This window comes from Aeromonas sp. 25-AL00135, from assembly GCF_054052385.1.
Genome location: NZ_JBSTYQ010000022.1, coordinates 46083 through 66830 on the forward strand (window position 1 = coordinate 46083; position 20748 = coordinate 66830).

Sequence of the window (20748 nt, forward strand, 5' to 3'; positions counted from 1 at the left end):
ACATCGGGATCTCATACTACTAGGGCGACCGGAAAACAGATAAACAAAAACCGCGACCAGGGCCGCGGTTTCGTCATTTTCTGACCGGACTTACTTCTGCTGGCGCCGCATGGCGTCGAAGAACTCGTCGTTGGTCTTGGTCATCGCCAGCTTGTCAATGAGGAATTCGATACCGTCGATCTCGCCCATCGGGTGGACAATCTTGCGCAGGATCCACATCTTCTGCAGCTCGTCACCTGAGGTGAGCAGCTCTTCTTTACGGGTGCCTGAGCGAGTGATGTCGATGGCCGGATAGACGCGCTTCTCGGCAATCTTGCGCGAGAGGTGCAGTTCCATGTTGCCGGTACCCTTGAACTCTTCGTAGATAACCTCGTCCATTTTGGAACCGGTATCGATCAGTGCGGTGGCGATGATGGTCAGGCTGCCGCCCTCTTCAACATTACGCGCGGCGCCGAAGAAGCGCTTGGGACGGTGCAGGGCGTTGGCGTCCACACCACCGGTCAGTACCTTGCCGGATGACGGGATAACGGTGTTGTAGGCACGGGCCAGACGGGTGATGGAGTCCAGCAGGATCACCACATCTTTCTTGTGCTCGACCAGACGCTTGGCCTTCTCGATCACCATTTCGGCAACCTGAACGTGACGGGAAGCCGGCTCGTCAAAGGTGGAAGCGATCACTTCACCTTTCACCATGCGCTGCATCTCGGTCACTTCTTCCGGACGCTCGTCGATCAGCAGAACGATCAGTTCACAGTCCGGGTGGTTGTAGGCGATGCTCTGGGCGATGTTCTGCAGCAGCATGGTCTTACCGGCCTTGGGCGGCGCAACGATCAGGCCGCGCTGGCCTTTACCGATGGGGGAAGCCAGGTCCAGTACACGGGCGGTAATATCTTCGGTAGAGCCATTACCCCGTTCCATACGCAGACGTTCGTTGGCATGCAGGGGGGTAAGGTTTTCAAACAGGATCTTGTTGCGGGAGTTTTCCGGACGGTCGTAGTTGACCTCATTGACCTTGAGCAGTGCGAAGTAGCGTTCGCCCTCTTTCGGTGGCCGGATCTTGCCGGAGATGGTATCGCCGGTACGCAGGTTGAAGCGGCGGATCTGGCTCGGGGAGACGTAGATATCGTCAGGGCCTGCCAGATAGGAGCCGTCTGCACTGCGCAGGAAGCCGAAACCATCGGTCAGGATTTCCAGCACACCGTCGCCAAAGATATCTTCACCACCCTTGGCGTGCGCCTTGAGGATTGCAAAAATAATATCTTTCTTGTGCGCCCGAGCCAGATTTTCCAACCCCATGGATTCGCCAAGCTTGACCAGCTCGGACACAGGAGTGTTCTTTAATTCAGTCAGATTCATAGTGGTGAAAGTCTGTAAGCAAGGATTGAAATGAGGAGACAGTCTGCTGGATTGATGCTGATCGGATTTGATTGCCAGGCTGTGGTTAGCAAAGAGTCAGGCAAAAAGGTTAGCAAACGAGCGATAAACTAGCACCAATCGGGATGAGCGTCTAGGTGATAAAACACAAGGAGCGCATTATTGCAATGCGCTCCTCTTTAATTATTACAGGTTGCCGTCCAGGAACTCTTTCAGCTGAGTCTTGGACAGTGCACCGACCTTGGTCGCTGCCACTTCGCCATTCTTGAACAGCAAGAGGGTCGGGATACCACGAATGCCGTACTTGGGCGGAGTATCAGAGTTATGGTCGATGTTCAGTTTGGCTACGGTCACGCGACCTTCGTACTCTTGGGCAACTTCTTCCAGGATCGGGGCAATCATCTTGCACGGACCACACCACTCGGCCCAGAAGTCGACCAGAACGGCGCCATCGGCTTTGATTACATCTGCCTCGAAGCTGGCATCGCTCAGCTGAACAATCTTGTCACTCATCTCCAACTCCAGTCAGTAATTAAGGCTTTATTGACATATCAACAAAGGCAATAGTTGCCCTATTTGAAATGATCCTGTTTATTATTGCAAGCCTAACCTGATAACCTACCGCCATGAGCAAAACACACTTAACGACCGACAAATTCGCCCAAATGGGCCTCGAACCCGAAGTTCTGGCTGGTCTGGAATCAAAGGGATTTCACTATTGCACGCCCATCCAGGCACTGTCTCTGCCACTGCTGGTAGAAGGTCATGACCTCGCCGGTCAGGCCCAGACAGGAACCGGCAAGACCATTGCCTTCCTGGCCGCGACATTCAACTATTTGCTGACTCACCCGCTGACCAAGCCCCGTCTGGTTAATCAACCCAGAGCCATCATCATGGCACCCACCCGGGAACTGGCAGTACAGATCTATAACGATGCCGACAGCATCGCCGCCTCTACCGGCCTGAAACTCGGCCTCGCCTACGGTGGCGAAGGTTACGACAAGCAGCTGGCCGTGCTGGAGCAGGGCGTCGACATCCTGATCGGCACCACCGGCCGCATCATCGACTACTTCAAGTCCAAGGTGATCGATCTGAGCAACATTCAGGTTGTGGTTCTGGACGAAGCGGATCGCATGTTCGATCTGGGCTTCATCAAGGACATCCGCTTCCTGTTCCGCCGCATGCCGCCCGCGACCGAGCGTCTGAGCATGCTGTTCTCAGCCACCCTCTCCCTGCGCGTGCAAGAGCTGGCCTACGAACACATGAACCACCCGGAACATGTGCAGGTAGAGCCGGAGCAGATGACCGGCGTGCGGATCAAGGAGGAGCTGTTCTACCCCTCCAATGAAGACAAGATGTTGCTGCTGCTCTCCCTGATGGAAGAGGAGTGGCCGGAAAAAGCGATCGTCTTCGCCAACACCAAGCACGTCTGTGAAGACGTCCATGCCTGGCTGGAAAACGACGGCCATCGCGTCGGTCTGCTGACCGGTGATGTGCCACAGAAGAAGCGGATGAAGATCCTCGAGGATTTCACCAAGGGTGCGCTCGATATTCTGGTCGCCACCGACGTGGCCGCCCGTGGTCTGCACATCCCTGACGTGACCCACGTCTTCAACTATGACCTGCCCGACGACGCCGAAGACTATGTACACCGTATCGGTCGTACCGGTCGTGCCGGCAAGAGCGGTCACTCCATCAGCCTGGCCTGTGAAGACTATGCCTTCAACCTGCCGGCCATCGAGGAGTACATCCACCACGCCATTCCGGTCAGCAAATATGATCGCGAAGCGCTGCTGGATGACGTGACCCCGCCGAAACGGGTGTTCCGCAACCGTCAGCCGGTGAACCGCAACATGCGGGATCGTCAGGGCGGTGGCAACAGCAACAACCGTCGTCGTCCGCCGCGCAAGAGCTAAGGACAGGCCCGTTGCACAACTCGCCTCTCTATGCCGCCATCGACCTCGGCTCCAACAGCTTTCATATGCTGGTGGTGCGCGAGGTCGCCGGTGCCCTGCGCACCGTCGCCAAGGTCAAGCGCAAGGTTCGCCTCGCAGCAGGGCTTGATCCGGAATTTCGTCTCAGCCGTGCCGCCATGGAGCGGGGCTGGGACTGTTTGCGTCTCTTCTCCGAACAGTTGCAGGACATTCCGGCCGACAATATCCGGGTGGTGGGCACCGCAACCTTGCGGCTTGCCACCAACGTCGATGAGTTCCTCAGCGAAGCGGAACGGGTACTCAACCACAGCATCGAGATCATCTCGGGCGAGGAAGAGGCCAAGACCATCTATGAAGGGGTCTCCTGGACCTCTGCCGGGGAAGGCAACCGGCTGGTGATCGACATCGGCGGTGCCAGTACCGAACTGGTGATCGGCGAACATAGCGAAGCAAAACTGCTCAACAGCCTGCACATGGGCTGCGTCACCTGGCTCAACAATCACTTTGGTGATGGCGAGCTCTCCGAAGCCCGTTTCGAGCAGGCGATTGCTGCCGCCAAGGCGGTGCTGGAGAAGGTGGCGGAAGATTACCGCGCCCTCGGCTGGCGTACCTGTGTCGGCGCCTCCGGCACGGTGCAGGCGCTGCAAGAGATCATGCTGGCGCAAGGGAAGAGCGAACGGGTCACCCTGCCGAAACTGCAGGAACTGATGGGTCAGGCCATCGCCTGCGGCAAGCTCGACCGGCTGCAACTGGAAGGACTGGCGGCCGAGCGGCTGACCGTGTTCCCCTCCGGCCTCGCCATCCTGATTGCCATCTTCGAAACCCTCGATATCGAGAGCATGACCCTCGCGGGTGGCGCCCTGCGTGAAGGACTGATCTACGGTCTGCTGGGCAACAATCACGACTGTGATGCCCGGGATCGCACCGCCGACAGCCTGATCAGCCGCTATCAGCTGGATAAAGAGCACGCCGAACGGGTGCGCGATACCGCCGTCGAGGCGTTCAACCAGCTGCAACCGGCCTGGCGACTCTCCAAACGCTACGGTCGCCCGATCTTGCGTTATGCCGCCCTGCTGCACGAGATCGGCCTCTGTATCGAATACAAGAAGGCGCCGCAACACGCCGCCTACATCATCGACAACATCGATATGCCGGGCTTTACCCCTGCGCAAAAGAAGCTGTTGTCGGCCCTGCTGTTCAACCAGCGGGACGAATTCAAGCTGGAACCACTGGAGAAACAGGGTGCCGTCACCGGTCGTCAGGCGATCCGGCTGGCCCGTATCCTGCGCATCGCGCTGATCCTCTGTATGCGCCGTACTCAGGGCACAGTGCCCAGCTTCACCCTGCAGGCAGAAGAGGAGTCACTGACCCTGACCCTGCCCAAGGGCTGGATGGATGAACACTACCTGCGCGCCAGCGAGCTGCGCGTTGAAGTGGAACGCCAGCAGAAGATGGGCTGGCCGACCCGCGTACAGGAAGCCTGACTCAGCAACCTGCCTTTTTTGGAGCCGATCATGCCGGATTATCAACCCATCAGCTGCGATCTCTACGACTGGCTCGAAATTGCTGCCAGCTGGCAACTGCCGGTGACCCTCACCAGCCGCGATGATCGCCAATGGGATGACAAGATCCGCACTATCGAAGCCAGCGAAGGGGTCGAGTATCTGCTCCTGCACAGTGGCGAGCGGCTCAGTCTGGCAGAACTGGCGACCCTGCGCCTGAACTGGCAAGGGGAAGAAAAGCTGATCCGCTTCGCGCCAACCAACTGAATCCTATACGAAAAAGGAGGGCCAACATGACGTTGGCCCTCCTTTTTTGCATCCGCAACTCGCACCGGCTGTTAACTCGCCGCCAGCGCCGCCATCACATAGACATCGAAGCGGTTGCTCTTGGTCTCGATAGCCATGCTGGGCTTCTGTTCGTTGAGCCAGCCGGCGTAGTCCGGCCGCTTCACCACCACCCGCTTATCAGCCATCTTGAGCGCGGCAGGCAACAAGGCATCCGCATCGAGATCCGGCCCTACCAGCGACTGGAACACCCGCATCTCCTTTTTCCCCAACGCTGACTTCTGCTTGTGGGGGAACATGGGGTCGAGGTAGATCACCTCGGGCCGCTCCGGCAGCGCCAGCAGATTGTCCACCGCAGGGCCTTGCAGCAGGAGCATCCGCTCACTGACCCAGGGGCCAATCTCGGGATCCTGTGCCGCCCGCGCCAGCCCGTCCTGCAACAGGGCAGCGACCACGGGGCTGCGTTCGATCAGGGTCACCTTGCAACCGAGGGAGGCGAGCACGAAGGCATCGCGCCCCAGCCCGGCGGTAGCATCCACCACGGTCGGAGTGGCTCCGGCCTTGAGCCCCACCGCCTTGGCGATGGACTGACCGCGACCGCCGCCAAACTTGCGGCGATGCGCCACCGCCCCTTCCACGAAGTCCACATAGACGGCCCCCAGCTTGGGTTCATCCAGCTTGCGCAGCTCCAGTCTCTCTTCAGTCAGTACCAGCGCAAACGGAGCCGGAAACTCCACGTCGGCAAGGCGTAAACGCAGGGCGTCGAGCTCACCATCACGGGCGGGGACTTCACTGAAAACCTGAATATGGGGCATAGGAGACAGACTCATGGCACGTACAGAAGCAGCCATGATAACAGAAGCGGTGGATCAGCTCACGACAGTGAGGTTCATCCCCTGACGGTTGAGAGCGAGGTAATCAATGAGATCGTCATAGGCCAGCGGGCGGCTAAGCAGATAACCCTGAGTGAAAGCGCACCCTTTCTGGCAGAGGAAGTTGAGCTGCTCGCGGGTCTCTACCCCCTCGATCACCACCTGCATGCCCAGGTTGTGCACTATGTTGATGATGCCGTCGAGCAGCATCCGATCCTGCTCATTGAAGGGGATATGGCGCACGAAGGAGCGGTCGATCTTGACCAGATCTACCGGGAAGGTGCGCAGATAGTTGAGGGCCGAGTAGCCGGTACCGAAATCGTCGATGGCCAGCTTGCAGCCCGCCTCGCGCAGGGCATCGATCCGCACTCTGTGCTGATCGCTGCTCTCCATCAGCAGAGATTCGGTGATTTCGATGACGATGTCGGCAGGATCGAGCCCGAAGTGCTGGATCACCTTAAGCCACTCGCTCGCCTCGGGGTCGATGGTCTGGAACTCCATGGTGGAACGGTTGATCGACATCTGCAGATCAGGGAAGCCGGATTGCTGCAACCGCGCCAGATCCCGGCACGATTGCCACAATACCAGCGCACCCAGCCCCTGAATCAATCCCGCCTCTTCCGCCAGCGGAATAAACTCGGCAGGGGATACCTGCCCCCAGTGGGGGTGATACCAGCGCACCAGCGCCTCCAGCTTGGCGACCCGCCCGCTGCGGTTGTCCCAAATGGGCTGGTAGGCCATGGTCAGCTGCTCCAGCTTGATCGCTTCGGCCAGATCCTGCTGCATCTGGTGGCGCTGGCGCACCTCTTCCCGCATGGATGAGCAGTAGGCACCGAGCAACCGTCCCTGCCGCTTGGCCGCAAACAGCGCCTGTTCGGCGTTGCGCAGCAGCTCGTCGCTCTCGCTGCCGTCGACCGGACAGAGAGTCATGCCGATGGTCGCGGTCACATAGAGGTGCTGGTTAGCCAGCATAAAGGGGCGGGCGAAACTGCCGATCACCTGCTTGGCAAACACCTCGGCCTGACGGCGGGTGACGATGCCGGGCACCAGAAACGCGAACTCATCGCCACCGATGCGGGCCACCAGATCTTCGGTGCGCACCCGGCTCACCAGTCGATCCGACACCTCTCGCAGCAGGGCATCGCCAGCATGGTGATCCATGCTGTTATTTACCGCCTTGAAGTTGTTGAGGTCGAGCACCATGAGCGCGAAGCGCTCGCCCCGCTCGCAGAAGCGGGTGAGGCAGCGGCCAAACAGCCAGCGGTTGGGCAGGCTGGTAAGGTTGTCGTAGTTGGCCTGGGTCGCGATCTTCTGCTCGGCCACCTTGGTCTGGGAAAGATCGCTGAAAATGGCGATATATTGCTGGATTTTTCCGGCTTCGCGCAGGGTACTGATCATCAGCTGCTGCGGATAGAGCTTGCCGTTCTTGCGCTTGTTCCACACCTCTCCACGCCACACCCCCACTCGCTCCAGCGCATGGTACATGTCGGCATAGAAGGTCTGATCGTGCAGCCCGGACTTGAGCATGCTGGGACGCTGGCCCCGCACCTCGTCGCTGCTGTAGCCGGTGATCTGCTCGAAGGCCGGGTTGACCGAGATGATGCGGCTGTCGGCATCGCACACCAGAATCGCTTCGGAGAGGTTGTCGTAGACCCGGTGAGAGAGCTTGAGCTGCTCCGCATGACGCTTGAGGGGATCGATATTCTCCAGCAGCACCATCAGGTAGTCCGGCTGCTGCTGCTCGTCGCGGATCAGGGTGACAGTCACCCGCCCCCACAGGATCTCGCCCCCCTTGCAGAAGTAGCGCTTCTCCTGGGTGAAACTGCTGCGCTCGCCGCGCCGGATCTCTTCGTAGCACTCAAGGCTGCGCTGCCAATCCTCCGGGTGATTGATGTCGGAGATGGAGCGATGAAGCAGCTCGTCGAGGGGATAGCCCAACATCTTCTCGATGGCCGGGTTGGCCCAGAGAATGCGGCCGGTGAGATCGAGCTTGCCGATCCCCACCGGGGCCTGAAACAGCATGCTCTGCAGCACATGGGGGGTATCAGGCAAGAGTTGCGGCAGCTGGCGTTGCAGCATCAGCGCCAGTTCGCGACCGGCCAGCGGCCCCAGCAACCGGAGCAGCCCCATCACCTTGGTCATATTGGCCTGCGGCTGACGATAGAGCAGGCAGCAGATACCTATGGTCTCGCCATCCGCATCCTTGAGGGCGATCCCGGCGTAGGCCTGGGCTTGCCACGCATCGGCAAGCGGCATCGCGGGGAACAGCTGCAACAGACGATCGCTGAACCAGGCTTCCCCCTCCTGCCAGGTAACGGCATCGGGAGAGTCAGTGATTGGCAGTGTCAGGGTATCGGGGTCAAGAGAGGAGGGATGGGCAGCTTGAACCGTCAGGTGGGTAGCATTTGATTCCCTGCTGGCGATCAGGACGACATCAGCCATCACAGCAGCGGCGATTTCACTCACAAAGGTATCGAAATATCCCTGGCCGCTCGAATGAGCCAGACTTGAGATGATTTGATAGACGGAATCGAGTGCTCGCCTCATGGCAAGTGGCTTTCTCTCCTTGAAGGTTAGAACACGACTCTACTGAAGAGCTGTGAGCAGTGCAAATATGCAATCAGCAAGATATTAAAAAGCCTTGAAAAAAGGGACCAAAAGGTCCCTTTTTGTCGCAGAAATCACGACTCGATCCCACTATGCCGCAAAACAGTGTACCTGCTTGAAACTCACACAGACGGCGGGTCAGGAATCTCAGGCGGCGATCCCGCTATGTCGCAGCAGTGCATCCACCTTGGGCTCACGGCCACGGAAGGCTCGGAACAGCTCCATCGGCTCCTTCGAGCCCCCCTTCTCCAGAATATTCTTCAGGAAGGATTGGCCGGTGGCCGGGTTGAAGATCCCCTCCTCCTCGAAGCGGGAGAAGGCATCGGCAGAGAGCACCTCGGCCCACTTGTAGCTGTAGTAGCCCGCCGCATAGCCGCCCGCGAAGATGTGGGAGAAGCTGTGCTGGAAGCGGTTGAACGCTGGCGGCGTCATCACAGCTACCTGACTGCGCACCTCATCCAGCAGCGCCGGAAGCTGTGCCGGATTGGCCGGATCAAACTCCTGATGGAGACGGAAGTCGAACAGGGCGAACTCCAGCTGGCGCAGCATCTGCATCGCCGCCTGGAAGTTGCGGGCGGTCAGCATCTTCTCCAGCAGATCGGCAGGCAACGGCTCGCCGGTCTCGTAGTGGCCGGAGATAAAGGCCAGCGCCTCAGACTCCCAGCACCAGTTCTCGAGGAACTGGCTCGGCAGCTCTACCGCATCCCAGGCCACGCCGTTGATACCGGCGACACCGGCCACATCGATGCGGGTCAGCATGTGGTGGATGCCGTGGCCAAACTCATGGAACAGGGTGACCACTTCGTTGTGGGTAAACAGCGCCGGTTTGCCATCCACCGGGCCGTTGAAGTTGCAGGTCAGGTAGGCCACCGGCTTTTGCAGCGAACCATCCTGACGGTAGCGACGACCCAGACAGACATCCATCCAGGCCCCGCCCTGCTTGTGCTCGCGGGCGTAGAGGTCGAGATAGAAGCTGCCGCGCAGCTCGTCGTCAGCATCGAAGATATCGTAGAAGCGCACGTCCGGGTGCCAGGTGTCGATGCCGAGGCGCTCGCGCACCTTCATGCCGAACACCCGCTTCACCACCTCGAACAGCCCCTTCACCACCTTGCTGGCGGGGAAGTAGGGGCGCAGCTGCTCATCGGAGATGGAGAACTTGTGCTGCTTGAGCTTCTCGGCGTAGTAGGCGAGATCCCAGGCGGCCAGCTCGCTCTGACCATGCTGCTCGGCGGCGAAGGCGCGGATCTCCTCCAGCTCGGCCTTGCCTTGTGGCAGGGATTTGGCCGCCAGGTCGGTGAGGAAGCTCACCACCTGTTCGGTCTTGTCCGCCATCTTGGTGGCCAGGGAGAGCTCGGCATAGTTGGCAAAGCCCAGCAGCTGGGCCAGTTCGCGGCGCAGGGTGAGCAGCTCGCTCATGATGGCGGAGTTGTCCCACTTGCCCGCATTGGGGCCCTGATCGGAGGCACGAGTGGTGAAGGCTTCGTACATCTCGGCGCGCAGCTCGCGGTTGTCGGCATACATCATCACCGGCAGGTAAGAGGGGATATCCAGGGTGAACAACCACCCCTCTTTGCCCTTGAGCTCGGCCATCTGGCGGGCAGCGGCACGCACGCTGTCGGGCAGACCAGCCAGTTCGGCTTCATCAGCCACCAGCTTGTGCCAGCCCTGGGTCGCATCCAGCACGTTGTTGCTGAAGCGGGAGGCCAGCTCGGAGAGGCGGGCCTGAATTTCGCCGTAACGCTGCTGCGCCTCGGCAGGCAGACCGATGCCAGAGAGGCGGAAGTCACGCAGGGTATTCTGGATCTCCTTGCGCTGGGCGCCGCTCAGCAGCGGGAAATCATCGCTCTGGGAGAGGGCCAGATAGGCCTGATAGAGCCCTTCATGCTGACCAACATAGGTCTGGAATTCGGAGAGCAGCGGCAGGCAGGCGTCATGGGCCTCGCGCAGCGCTTCGCTATTGAGTACGGAGTTGAGGTGGCTGACCGGTGACCAGATCCGTGACAGGCGGTCATTTACCTCTTCCAGCGGGGCAATCAGGCTATCCCAGGTATGGGGATCACGCTGGGCCAGCACATCGCTGATCTTCTGCTTGCAATCAGCAATCGCCTGAATCACGGCAGGCTGAACCTGCTCCGGCTTGATCTGGCTGAAAGGGGGCAGCGAATCCATTGTCAGCAAAGGGTTATTCATCCCGGTTACCTCTTGTTTGGTCTTGAACAGACCGCTTTAGCAGCTCTGTATGGCTTTCTAACATGTGGCCAAGCCACGCAATAATCAAGCGGGAATCCGCCGCAACCCTGTACTTTTCCAGCCATTGCGACCCGGATCTCTGCCGTTGCTGCAGTTTTGCCATCAACAGCCAGTAACAGAATGAATCTGTGGGCCTTTTTTGGCTCTTACCGCTACTTTCAAGGGGCAAAAAGTCGCCATTTACCGGCGCCACAGCTGCCAGCCAAGTACCGTCATGCTCAATCATGGAAACGAACAAAATGTGGTGGATGTAACAAATTATCAATATTTTTCAGTTAATTAGAATCAAAACCAACTATTGATTAATTTATTTTCAAGCATCTATCATAGGCAACCTGCCATGCAGGTCACTTGATTCTCTGTGCTGCACAGAAATCGGATGAAAAAGGCAAAGTGACCCGAAAGGGCGCGACGCAAAGCCACCGGTCTAAGGGAAAACACCTATGACAGCGGGGCTGCCCCCGGGGACGTCCGGTCACAACCGACGCCCCATTTGCACCGTACGGAGAGACGATGAACAAACTCAAATTATCCCTGCTTGGCTGCCTGCTCGGCATGGGCGCCCCCATGGCATATGCCGCCAGTGCCGGTCAGGCGATGGTCAACCCCCAGTCCGGCGTAGTGGTTGGCTACTGGCACAACTGGTGTGACGGCTCGGGCTACAAGGGCGGTATCGCCCCCTGCGTCAAGCTCGATCAGGTCAACCCGCAATACAACGTGGTCGATGTCTCCTTCATGAAGGTCTATGGCAGCGATCCCATCCCCACCTTCAAGCTCGACTCGGCCATCGGCATGAGCGAAAGCCAGTTTATCGAGCAGATCGCCGAGCTGAACCGTCAGGGCCGTGCCGTGCTGCTGGCGCTGGGCGGTGCCGATGCGCACATCGAGCTGCGCAAGGGTCAGGAGCAGGCCTTTGCCGACGAGATCATCCGTCTGGTGGAGACCTATGGCTTCGACGGACTGGATATCGACCTGGAACAGGCCGCCATCACTGCCGCCGACAACCAGACCGTGATCCCGGCGGCTCTGCGTCTGGTCAAGGATCACTACCGCGCCCAGGGGAAAAACTTCCTCATCACCATGGCGCCGGAGTTCCCCTATCTGACCCAGACTGGCGCCTACATCCCCTATATCCGCAATCTGGAAGGGTACTACGACTGGATCAACCCTCAGTTCTACAACCAGGGTGGCGACGGTATCTACATCGATGGCATCGGCTGGATTGCCCAGAACAACGATGCCCTGAAAGAAGAGTTCATCTACTACATGGCGGATTCGCTGAGCAACGGTACCCGCGGCTTCTACAAGATCCCCCATGACAAGCTGGTGTTCGGCATTCCGACCAACATCGACGCCGCCGCCACCGGCTATGTGCAGGATCCGCAGAAGCTCTACAACGCCTTCAACCGCCTGAAGAGCGAGGGACAACCGCTGCGTGGCGTGATGACCTGGTCCATCAACTGGGACATGGGCCGCAACGCCGCCGGTCAGTCCTACAACGAATCCTTCATAAAGAGCTACGGCCCCTTCATCCACGATCAGGAGATCACGCCGCCGGTCGACAACGGCAAGCCGGTGTTTAGCGGCCTGAGCGATACCCGCATCAAGCAGGGTACCGCCTTTGATCCGCTGGCAGGTGTCAGCGCCAACGACAAGGAAGATGGCGACCTGACTGGCCAGATCCAGGTGGAAGGCTCGGTAGACAGCCAGCGCATCGGCCTCTACCCCCTCACCTACAAGGTGAGCGATCGCGACAACAACGTCACCGAGCAGGTACGCACCATCGAGGTCTACAGCATGAAGCCGGTGTTCAGCGGTGTCACCGACACCACGCTGGAACTGGGTACCGCTTTCGATCCGATGACCGGCGTCAGCGCCCATGATGAAGAAGATGGCGACCTGACCGCCCAAATCAAAGTCAGCGGCAACGTCGACAGCAGCAAGGTCGGCCGCTACACCCTCACCTATCAGGTGAGCGACAGCGCCGGTCAGCAGGTAACCCAGCAGCGCAACGTGACCGTCAGGGAGCAGGGCGCCGTCTGTGAAAACAGCTGGGATGCCAAGAAGGTCTACGTGGGCGGCGATATCGTCAGCCACAACGGCAAGAACTGGCTGGCAGGCTGGTGGACCCAGAACGAAGAGCCGGGCACCACGGGTGACTGGGGCGTCTGGCGCGTACAGGGTGACAGCGACTGCGGCGGCACAACGCCACCCGCCGAAGGCAGCAGCGACTTCACCGTCAGCGCCATGGCGAGCGAGTACACCATAGTCAACGGTCAGGTCAGCATCCGTTTCAACGTGACCACCGCCAACCCGGTACAGATCACCGCAACTCTTGAGCAGAGCGGCCGCAGCCACGGCACCACCAGCAGCCAGGTGAACGGCACCAGCACCCTGGTGCTGCAGGGCAGCAATGTGACCGATGGCAGCTACGAAGTGGTCATCACCGGTCTGGCTGACGGCCAGCAGCCGGTGGTGCAGCGCTTCCAAGTTGCGCTGACCGAAGAGAGCAGCGGCGGTAGCGAAGGCGACTACCCGGCCTACGCCCCCAACACCAGCTATCAGGCCGGTGATCGGGTCAGCAATGCCGGTGGCAACTACGAGTGCAAACCCTGGCCCTACAGCGGCTGGTGTGGCGGCTCGACCAGCCACTATGCACCGGGTACCGGCAGCGCCTGGAGCGATGCCTGGATCAAGCTCTGACCTTGCCCCAACCACTAACGGGGGCTGACAGGCCCCCGCCCATATCCTGCCCGTCGGCCACGCTGCCGATGGGCAGGATGCACTGACCCGGACGGGTTAGCCCCTCTCTTTTACATGCTTGCCAACCACCAAAAAACGTCCAACAACAACCAAGATAAGGAAATCACCATGCCAAGAACCACCAAGCTTGCCACCCTGCTCGGTCTGCTGCTGTCGGCCCATGTCGTGGCCGATGAGCGCGAACAAGCCTATTTCAAACAAACCTATCAGGAGCACTACGAGCAGATGACGGCGCGCCTCGCCGCGCTGCATCAGAGTGCGGCTGACGAGCAGAACGTGATCATCAAGGATGGCAAGCGCCACCTTGCCATCAACGGCCTGCTCTACCCGCTGACAGCGGACAACCACATCCTGTTCGATCTGCCCAAACCCCACTTTTTCGACGAAACAGCCATTCGTAACGTCTTTGATTTCTTCGATGAGGAGTGGGAGCTGACCTGGTACGACGGTGGGGTCGTAGCCGTCAACAAACGCTTTGGCAACTATGACTACGGCAACGGCTGTCTGCTGGAGTACTTCCCCCACGGCCAGATCCAGAATGGCGAACGCACCCGGGTGGTGATGGAGACCAGCTCCTGCAGCGTCAACTCGTTTGCCACCTCGTTGCAATATCTGGACAAAGGCGAGGAGCTGACGGCCGATCAGCTGGGGCTGGACGCCAACCTAATCACGGCGGTCGAGCGCTATCAGGATCGGCTCTATGTCAGCCAGAACGGCAATCCGGGCCATGTGGCCATTATCGATATCCCGAGCCGCCAGCAGATTGGCGAGATCCGCGGCACCGAAACCGGCAGTGCCGCGGCCTACAACCAGGTCAGTGAACTGTTTGTCCGGAACAACCTGCTCTACGTGGTCTCGCGCTACTCGCACCGGGTCGATATCTTCGATCTGGCCGATGAACATCGCCATGTCACCACCCTGGGAACCGGTCGAGATTCCGGCAGCAACAGCCTGCACCGCACCCAGGCCGTCTTTGCCAATCAGGATTACGTGCTGGTGGCCGATGCGCTGAGCGAGATCAAGGTCTACCGCCAGCAGGATGTGACGCCGGAGAACAGCCTCAAGACCCCCATTGCCGGTCGGCTCGCCTTTGAAGGAAAATACAGCCACCGTCTGGTGCAACTCCATCAGGTGGGTGACTATCTCCTGGCCCATACAGCCGGCAAAAACTACTACATCTATGACTTGCGCAAACTGGCTGATGCCATCGCCAGCAACACCCCGCTGGCGCCTGAGCAGGTGATCGCCGACAGCAATCTGCAAAAAATCGACATGGATGGCGATCGGCTGGTGGTGAACTTCAAGGACCGCATCGAGTGGCATGATGTCGATACCCTGATCGCCAACGACTTTCAGTTCAAGCACCCGACCTTTACTGTTCGGGAGATCAACCAGCAGCCTGTGGCTGCGCTGAAAGATCTCCAGCTGGCGGGCTCGGAGCTTGTCACCGCCAACGAGCGCGGCCTGGGTTTCAACCAGCTGCTGAGCAAGGAGATCAGCTTCACGGCCGACGAGCAGTTGCCGGCTCGCCCGCTGATCTTCGATCAGCTGATGCCGGCCGCAGTCAGCTACATACTGCGCAATGACGAACCCTACGAGGTGCTGATCGATCGCGCCCAGCGTTCGGTCAACATCAATTCTCTGGTCAAGACCGAGCTGCTTGATAACGACACGGTGCGCATCACCAACTATGCCGCCAGAGAGCTGCATGACATCAATATCGAGTCACGCCTGAACGGTATCAACAAGTGGCTGATCCTGGGCCAGCTCGATCGCCTGCCCGCCTATGCCCAAATCACCCTGCCACTGAGCGCCTTTGGCGAACAGGGACGCTTCAACAGCGCCAGCCGCGATGGTGTGTTTGATCTCAACAACCTGCTCGACAACAGCATCAATCTGCCTGCCCAGTTCGAGCACAGGTTCAGCTCCAACTCGGATCCGTTTGCCCAGAAGCTGGCACGCCTCAAGCCAAGCTGGAACGTGCGCTTCGCCACCAACACCAGCGGCTCCTGGCGCCCCATCAATGCCCTCTACGCTCGCGAGTGGCTGATCATCGCCACCAACCTGGCCTACATGGTCTCGACCGAGGAGTTCAAACACGTCTGGTACAACTTCAAGGCGGTGAACGGCTACGAGATGTTCGGCAATGGCGGCAACAGCTATGTGCCGAACGGGATCTTTACGGCAGCCGATTATGACTACTACTACCACAGCCTGATGAAGCGCCCCTACCTCAACCTGGGGATCACCGCCATGGGGGGCGGGCTGGGGAGTGGTGGCATCACCGGGGTCGATACCTTTAACTTTGTCAGCCACTACTACGGCAGCTGGGGCATCATTGCCCACGAATTTGGCCACGGCTTCGATGGGAAGTCCTACAGCCATGAGAGCGCGTTTGCCCGTGGCAGCCACGGCTGGCATCCCCTGATGACGGGTATGGCCAACTACCATATCCGCAAGGGCGACCTGCCCTATCTGGACGATGATCTCAACGGCTTCCACAAGCCGGAAAACGACATCTATCGCTACAACTCGGTCAGCCAGGGGGCTCGCAAGCACCGCGCTGACAGCCACATGTACTATACCGACCACTACTTCATGCAATTCTCCACCATGCCGCAAGGCTGGGTAGCCAACGGCAGCGACTTCAGTGCCGGGCAGCTGGCGGCCCTGAACAATCAGGAGCGACTGCTGATGGGATGGATCCCCAAAGAGTCGGAGAAAGGCAATCTCTGCCGGTTCACCTTCCAGGATGGCGAGCAGTACTACGGCTACGTCGAACAGCGGGCTGAGGGTCTGCTCTGCGATGCCGGCTCCCTGATCCGCTATCGTCAGCCCGATGGCCAGTTTGTGCCGCTGGTCTCGGCCATCAACCAGTTTGACTGGCTGTCACTCCACCACAAGGGCAAGCTGGATCAGCCAGTGTTGCACCAGAATGGTCGCCAGCTCTGCTACAAGAATGTGGCGGGCTTTTACGGTATCGGCTTCGTCAATGACAACAACCAGTGCACCCAGCTGCCCAACGTCTATCAGACCAATGGCAAACACTGGCTGACCAGCTCTGGCTGGACCGGTCTGACCTACCTGAGCGGAGACTTCATCCTGCCCACGACCGGTAGCAGCAGTGACTTCACCGTCACCGATCTGGCGTCTGAATATTCCATCGTTAACGGCGCGCTCGACTTCAGCCTGACGCTGACCACCGCCAACCCGGTGACCGTCACCGCGACCCTGTTGCAGGGTGGCAATCCGGTCGCCACCGGCAGCGCCCTGATCGATGGTCAGGGTTCCCTGCAGCTAACGCAGTCGGGCCTTGCGGCCGGCAGTTACGAGCTGTTGCTGGCGGGCATGGCTGAGGGGAGCAAGCAGGGCTTCGAGCGCCGCTTCACCCTGGCATTGGTGGAACAGGCTCCGGGGGGTGACAGTGACGGTGGTAACGGCAGCTACCCGGCCTATGTTGCGGGCACCGCTTATCAGAGTGGCGAACGGGTCAGCAATGCCGGTGGCGACTACGAGTGCAAACCCTGGCCCTACAGCGGCTGGTGTGGCGGCTCGACCAGCCACTATGCACCGGGTACCGGCAGCCACTGGAGCGATGCCTGGATCAAGCTGTAATCATCCGCTCGTGACCAAAAGAGAGCCATAACGACAGAGGGGGAGCCATCGGCTCCCCCTCTCGTTTATCTCTTCAACCCGGCTTAACGGGCATCTTCCTTCAGCCACTGCGCTACGCGCTTGGCGAAGTAGGTGAGGATGCCATCGGCCCCGGCCCGCTTGAAGCAGAGTAGAGACTCCATGATGGTCTCCTTCTCTTTCAGCCAGCCGTTCTGGATCGCCGCCATGTGCATGGCGTACTCGCCGCTGACCTGATAGGCGAAAGTCGGCACGCCGAACTGATCCTTCACCTGACGAACCACGTCCAGATAGGGCATGCCCGGCTTGACCATCACGCTGTCGGCCCCTTCCTGAATATCCAGCGCCACTTCGTGCAGGGCTTCGTTACTGTTGGCCGGATCCATCTGATAGGTGGCCTTGTTGCTCTTGCCGAGGTTGCCGGCAGAGCCAACCGCATCGCGGAATGGGCCGTAGTAGCAGGAAGCGTACTTGGCGGAGTAGGCCATGATCTGGGTGTTGATGAAGCCATTCTCTTCCAGCGCAGCGCGGATGGCGCCGATGCGGCCATCCATCATGTCGGACGGCGCGACGATATCGACCCCGGCCTCGGCATGGGAGAGCGCCTGCTTGATCAGGATCTCGGTGGTGATGTCGTTCAGCACATAGCCTTCGTCATCGATAATGCCGTCCTGCCCGTGGGTGGTGAACGGATCGAGCGCCACATCGGTGATGACCCCCAGCTCCGGGAAGCGGGCCTTGAGGGCACGCACGGTGCGCTGGGCCAGTCCGTTCGGGTTGTAGGCCTCTTCCGCCATCAGGCTCTTGCTCTCCAGCGGGGTCACCGGGAACAGGGCGATAGCGGGCACACCCAGCTCCACCAGCTCGGCGGCTTCCTCCAGCAGCAGATCGATGGAGAGACGCTCCACCCCCGGCATTGAGGGAACGGCTTCCCGACGGTTCTCCCCCTCCAGCACGAACACCGGATAGATGAGATCGTTGACGGTCAGTACGTTCTCGCGCACCAGACGACGGCTGAAATCATGTTTGCGCAGACGGCGCAGGCGGCGGCCCGGAAAGGCGCCCGGAAGAGTTGTAGCCATGAATCACTCCTGGAGAGGAAGTTGGAAGAACGCGGCGGAGGTGGCCCGGGTATGGGCCAGCAAGGCCTCGGGCGCTTCACCACGACAGGCCGCCACCACCTGGGCGATGTGCGGCAAAAAAGCGGGTTCGTTGCGTTTCGGGCGCGGTTTCAGATCTCGCGGCACCAGATAGGGGGCATCGGTCTCGATCATCAGCCGACCGGTCGGAATACGCGCTACCTGTTCGCGCAGCAGCTGACCACGGCGCTCATCGCAGAGCCAGCCAGTCACCCCGATATGCAGCCCCAGCGCCAGACACTCGTCCAGCTCCTCGTCGGAACCGGTGAAGCAGTGCAGCACGGCTCCCGGTAGTTTCGGCAACCAGGGACGGAGGATCTCGATAAAACGGGCGTGGGCATCGCGGCAATGGAGAAACACCGGCATCCCGAGCTCGGCGGCCAGTGCCAGCTGGGCGTCGAACACAGCGTCCTGCACCGGACGGGGGGAGAAGTCGCGGTTGTAGTCGAGACCGCACTCGCCAATAGCGACCACCTGCGGCAACGCCGCCAGCTCGCGCAGGGCGGGCAGGGTCGCCTCATCGACACTCTTGGCATCGTGAGGGTGTACCCCGGCGGTGGAGAAGCAGTAGCCCGGCCAGCGGGCGGCCAACCCGGCGCTCTCGCGGCTGCCAGCCAGATCGGTACCGGTGAGGATCAGCGCCTCCACTCCGGCGGCACGGGCACGGGCCACCAGCTCAGGCTGTTCACCGGCGAACTGGCTGCTGGTCAGGTTTAAACCGATATCGATCATGGAATGAGACGTTCCGAACAAAAGGAATACATATCAGGTATTTGAAAACCATCTACCGAATGGGGTCTTACCATACGCCTCGAACGGGAGCATGAAAAGAGGAAGGGAGCCTCAGCTCCCCTCGTTCTGCTATTCCTGCGGACGTCGTCATCCTCTCGCCGTCCGGCAAACAGGTGACGAACAGAGCCTCAGCTCTCCCCATCCGGTTGTTCCTGTTGCTCTTCATCCTCTTTCTTCACGTAGAAGCGGGCGAAGAACAGACCTATCTCCCACAGCGCCCACATCGGGATGGCGAGCAGGGTCTGGGAGAAGACATCAGGCGGCGTCAGCAGCATGCCGACCACAAACACCCCGACAACGACGTAGGGACGTTTCTCCTTCAGGTTTTGCGGTGTGGTCACGCCGGTCCAGCAGAGCAGTATGGTGGCCACCGGAATTTCGAACGCCACCCCGAACGCGAAGAACAGGGTCAGTACGAAGTCCAGATAGCTGGCGATGTCGGTCGCCACCGTCACCCCGGCGGGTGCGGTACTGGTGAAGAAACCGAACACCAGCGGGAACACCACGTAGTAGGCGAACGCCATCCCTGCATAGAACAGCAGGGCACTGGAGACCACCAACGGCATGATCAGGCGCCGCTCATGCTGGTACAGACCGGGGGCGATAAAGGCCCAGGCCTGATAGAGCAGATAGGGGATCGCCACGAAGAAGGAGACCACCAGGGTCAGCTTGATCGGCGTCAGGAAGGGGGTCGCCACATCCGTCGCGATCATGCTGGTCCCTTCCGGCAGCTGGCTGAGCAGCGGCTGGGCCACGAAGTCGTAGATGTTGTTGGAGAAGTAGATCAGCGCCAGAAACACCACGAGGATGGCAGTAATGGAGCGCAGCAAACGGGTTCTCAGCTCAACCAGATGGCTGATCAGGGGTTGTTCGGCCTGACTCATGGCTTCACCTCCCCTTTTACTGTGGAGTCGCTGACCGGCACCGGCTCGCTCTCCCGCTGGCTATTGACCGGTGGCTCGTCGTGGCTCAGCTGCACCGCAGGCTCCGCCTGGGCGACCGGCTCGGGGCGCGGCGGACGGATCTCGTTCTCCACCTGATAGGGGCGATTGACCGACTGGGCCGCCGCTTTGAGCTGTTCGATGGACTCCTGCAGCTCGGGGCTCAGGTTGCTCATCTGCAACTGTTCGGCCTTCTTGAGGTCGTTATGCAGCTCTTGCAACTTGAGCTCCTGCTCCAGCTCGGACTTGACCGAGTTCGCGGTCGAACGAATGAGGCGGATCCAGTGGGTAGCCGTTCGGATGGCAACCGGCAGCCGCTCGGGCCCCAGTACCACCAGTGCTACCACACCGATAACGACCAGCTCCCAAAAACCGATATCGAACATGGCTTAGGCCTGGTCTTTGTCTTTCTGTTTGGCGGTCTCACTGCTCTGAGTGGCCGCTTCGTTCAGCTGTTTCGGGGGAAACTCGGCATCTTTCTGCTCGGCCTTGGCATCAGCCGGCTCGTCGGAGAGGGCTTTCTTGAACCCTTTGACCGCCGCGCCCAGATCACCGCCAATGCCGCGCAGTTTCTTGGTACCGAACAGCAGCACGACGATGACTGCGATGATCAACAATTGCCAAATACTGATACCACCCATGATTTTCTCTCCAGA

The 20748-nt window shown here is 59.8% G+C and carries 15 protein-coding genes and 1 riboswitch; of the genes, 5 read left to right on the plus strand and 10 right to left on the minus strand.

The window, feature by feature from the left end:
• Window positions 1-90: 90 nt before the first annotated feature.
• Together rho and trxA are read right to left on the minus strand one after the other, a co-directional pair.
• Window positions 91-1356: a transcription termination factor Rho gene (gene rho, locus ACW5XC_RS18215; RefSeq protein WP_005339417.1), complete on the minus strand. Its 1266-nt coding sequence runs from the start codon at window positions 1354-1356 to the stop codon at window positions 91-93.
• 204 nt (window positions 1357-1560) lie between these two features.
• Window positions 1561-1887, minus strand: a complete 327-nt coding sequence (gene trxA, locus ACW5XC_RS18220; RefSeq protein ID WP_005339416.1) for a thioredoxin TrxA — start codon at window positions 1885-1887, stop codon at window positions 1561-1563.
• Window positions 1888-2000: 113 nt separating this feature from the next.
• Between trxA and rhlB the strand changes: the two genes are divergently transcribed.
• Genes rhlB through ACW5XC_RS18235 form a run of 3 tightly spaced genes read left to right on the plus strand, consistent with a single transcriptional unit; the run spans window position 2001 to window position 5077 of the window.
• Window positions 2001-3290, plus strand: a complete 1290-nt coding sequence (rhlB, locus tag ACW5XC_RS18225) for an ATP-dependent RNA helicase RhlB (protein WP_005339414.1) — start codon at window positions 2001-2003, stop codon at window positions 3288-3290.
• An 11-nt stretch (window positions 3291-3301) separates the two neighbouring features.
• The gene (gene gppA, locus ACW5XC_RS18230; RefSeq protein ID WP_042054690.1) at window positions 3302-4792 is read left to right on the plus strand and encodes a guanosine-5'-triphosphate,3'-diphosphate diphosphatase; all 1491 of its coding nucleotides are present in this window, start codon (window positions 3302-3304) and stop codon (window positions 4790-4792) included.
• 30 nt (window positions 4793-4822) lie between these two features.
• Window positions 4823-5077: a Rho-binding antiterminator gene (locus ACW5XC_RS18235; protein ID WP_042054704.1), complete on the plus strand. Its 255-nt coding sequence runs from the start codon at window positions 4823-4825 to the stop codon at window positions 5075-5077.
• A 71-nt stretch (window positions 5078-5148) separates the two neighbouring features.
• Here the strand turns inward: ACW5XC_RS18235 and ACW5XC_RS18240 are convergent, their stop codons facing one another.
• The 3 genes from ACW5XC_RS18240 to prlC form a co-directional block, all read right to left on the minus strand.
• Window positions 5149-5910, minus strand: a complete 762-nt coding sequence (locus tag ACW5XC_RS18240) for a class I SAM-dependent methyltransferase (protein WP_408649419.1) — start codon at window positions 5908-5910, stop codon at window positions 5149-5151.
• 54 nt (window positions 5911-5964) lie between these two features.
• On the minus strand, window positions 5965-8514 hold the full coding sequence (locus ACW5XC_RS18245) for a putative bifunctional diguanylate cyclase/phosphodiesterase (protein ID WP_042054691.1): 2550 nt from the start codon (window positions 8512-8514) through the stop codon (window positions 5965-5967).
• A gap of 207 nt (window positions 8515-8721) precedes the next feature.
• Entirely contained in the window at window positions 8722-10764 is a 2043-nt protein-coding gene (prlC, locus tag ACW5XC_RS18250) for an oligopeptidase A (protein WP_042054692.1), read from the minus strand.
• A 437-nt stretch (window positions 10765-11201) separates the two neighbouring features.
• A riboswitch (cyclic di-GMP riboswitch) is annotated at window positions 11202-11287 on the plus strand.
• 50 nt (window positions 11288-11337) lie between these two features.
• Here prlC and ACW5XC_RS18255 point away from each other — a divergent pair.
• Together ACW5XC_RS18255 and ACW5XC_RS18260 are read left to right on the plus strand one after the other, a co-directional pair.
• Window positions 11338-13527 carry an immunoglobulin-like domain-containing protein gene (locus ACW5XC_RS18255; protein WP_042054694.1) on the plus strand — a complete coding sequence of 730 codons (2190 nt, stop codon included), beginning with the start codon at window positions 11338-11340 and terminating at the stop codon, window positions 13525-13527.
• A gap of 168 nt (window positions 13528-13695) precedes the next feature.
• Window positions 13696-17202, plus strand: coding sequence for a hypothetical protein (locus tag ACW5XC_RS18260; RefSeq protein WP_042054695.1), 3507 nt, complete (start codon window positions 13696-13698; stop codon window positions 17200-17202).
• 83 nt (window positions 17203-17285) lie between these two features.
• Here the strand turns inward: ACW5XC_RS18260 and hemB are convergent, their stop codons facing one another.
• The 5 genes from hemB to tatA all read right to left on the minus strand — a co-directional run bounded on the left by hemB (window position 17286) and on the right by tatA (window position 20733).
• Window positions 17286-18302 carry a porphobilinogen synthase gene (hemB, locus tag ACW5XC_RS18265; RefSeq protein ID WP_005357271.1) on the minus strand — a complete coding sequence of 339 codons (1017 nt, stop codon included), beginning with the start codon at window positions 18300-18302 and terminating at the stop codon, window positions 17286-17288.
• Window positions 18303-18305: 3 nt separating this feature from the next.
• Complete coding sequence (locus tag ACW5XC_RS18270; RefSeq protein WP_042054696.1) at window positions 18306-19091, minus strand: TatD family hydrolase; 786 nt, start codon at window positions 19089-19091, stop codon at window positions 18306-18308.
• A 188-nt stretch (window positions 19092-19279) separates the two neighbouring features.
• Entirely contained in the window at window positions 19280-20035 is a 756-nt protein-coding gene (gene tatC, locus ACW5XC_RS18275; protein ID WP_005339388.1) for a twin-arginine translocase subunit TatC, read from the minus strand.
• On the minus strand, window positions 20032-20478 hold the full coding sequence (tatB, locus tag ACW5XC_RS18280) for a Sec-independent protein translocase protein TatB (RefSeq protein WP_042054697.1): 447 nt from the start codon (window positions 20476-20478) through the stop codon (window positions 20032-20034). The genes tatC and tatB overlap by 4 nt, the downstream gene beginning before the upstream one ends.
• Window positions 20479-20481: 3 nt before the next feature.
• On the minus strand, window positions 20482-20733 hold the full coding sequence (tatA, locus tag ACW5XC_RS18285) for a Sec-independent protein translocase subunit TatA (protein ID WP_005339385.1): 252 nt from the start codon (window positions 20731-20733) through the stop codon (window positions 20482-20484).
• Window positions 20734-20748: the final 15 nt, after the last annotated feature.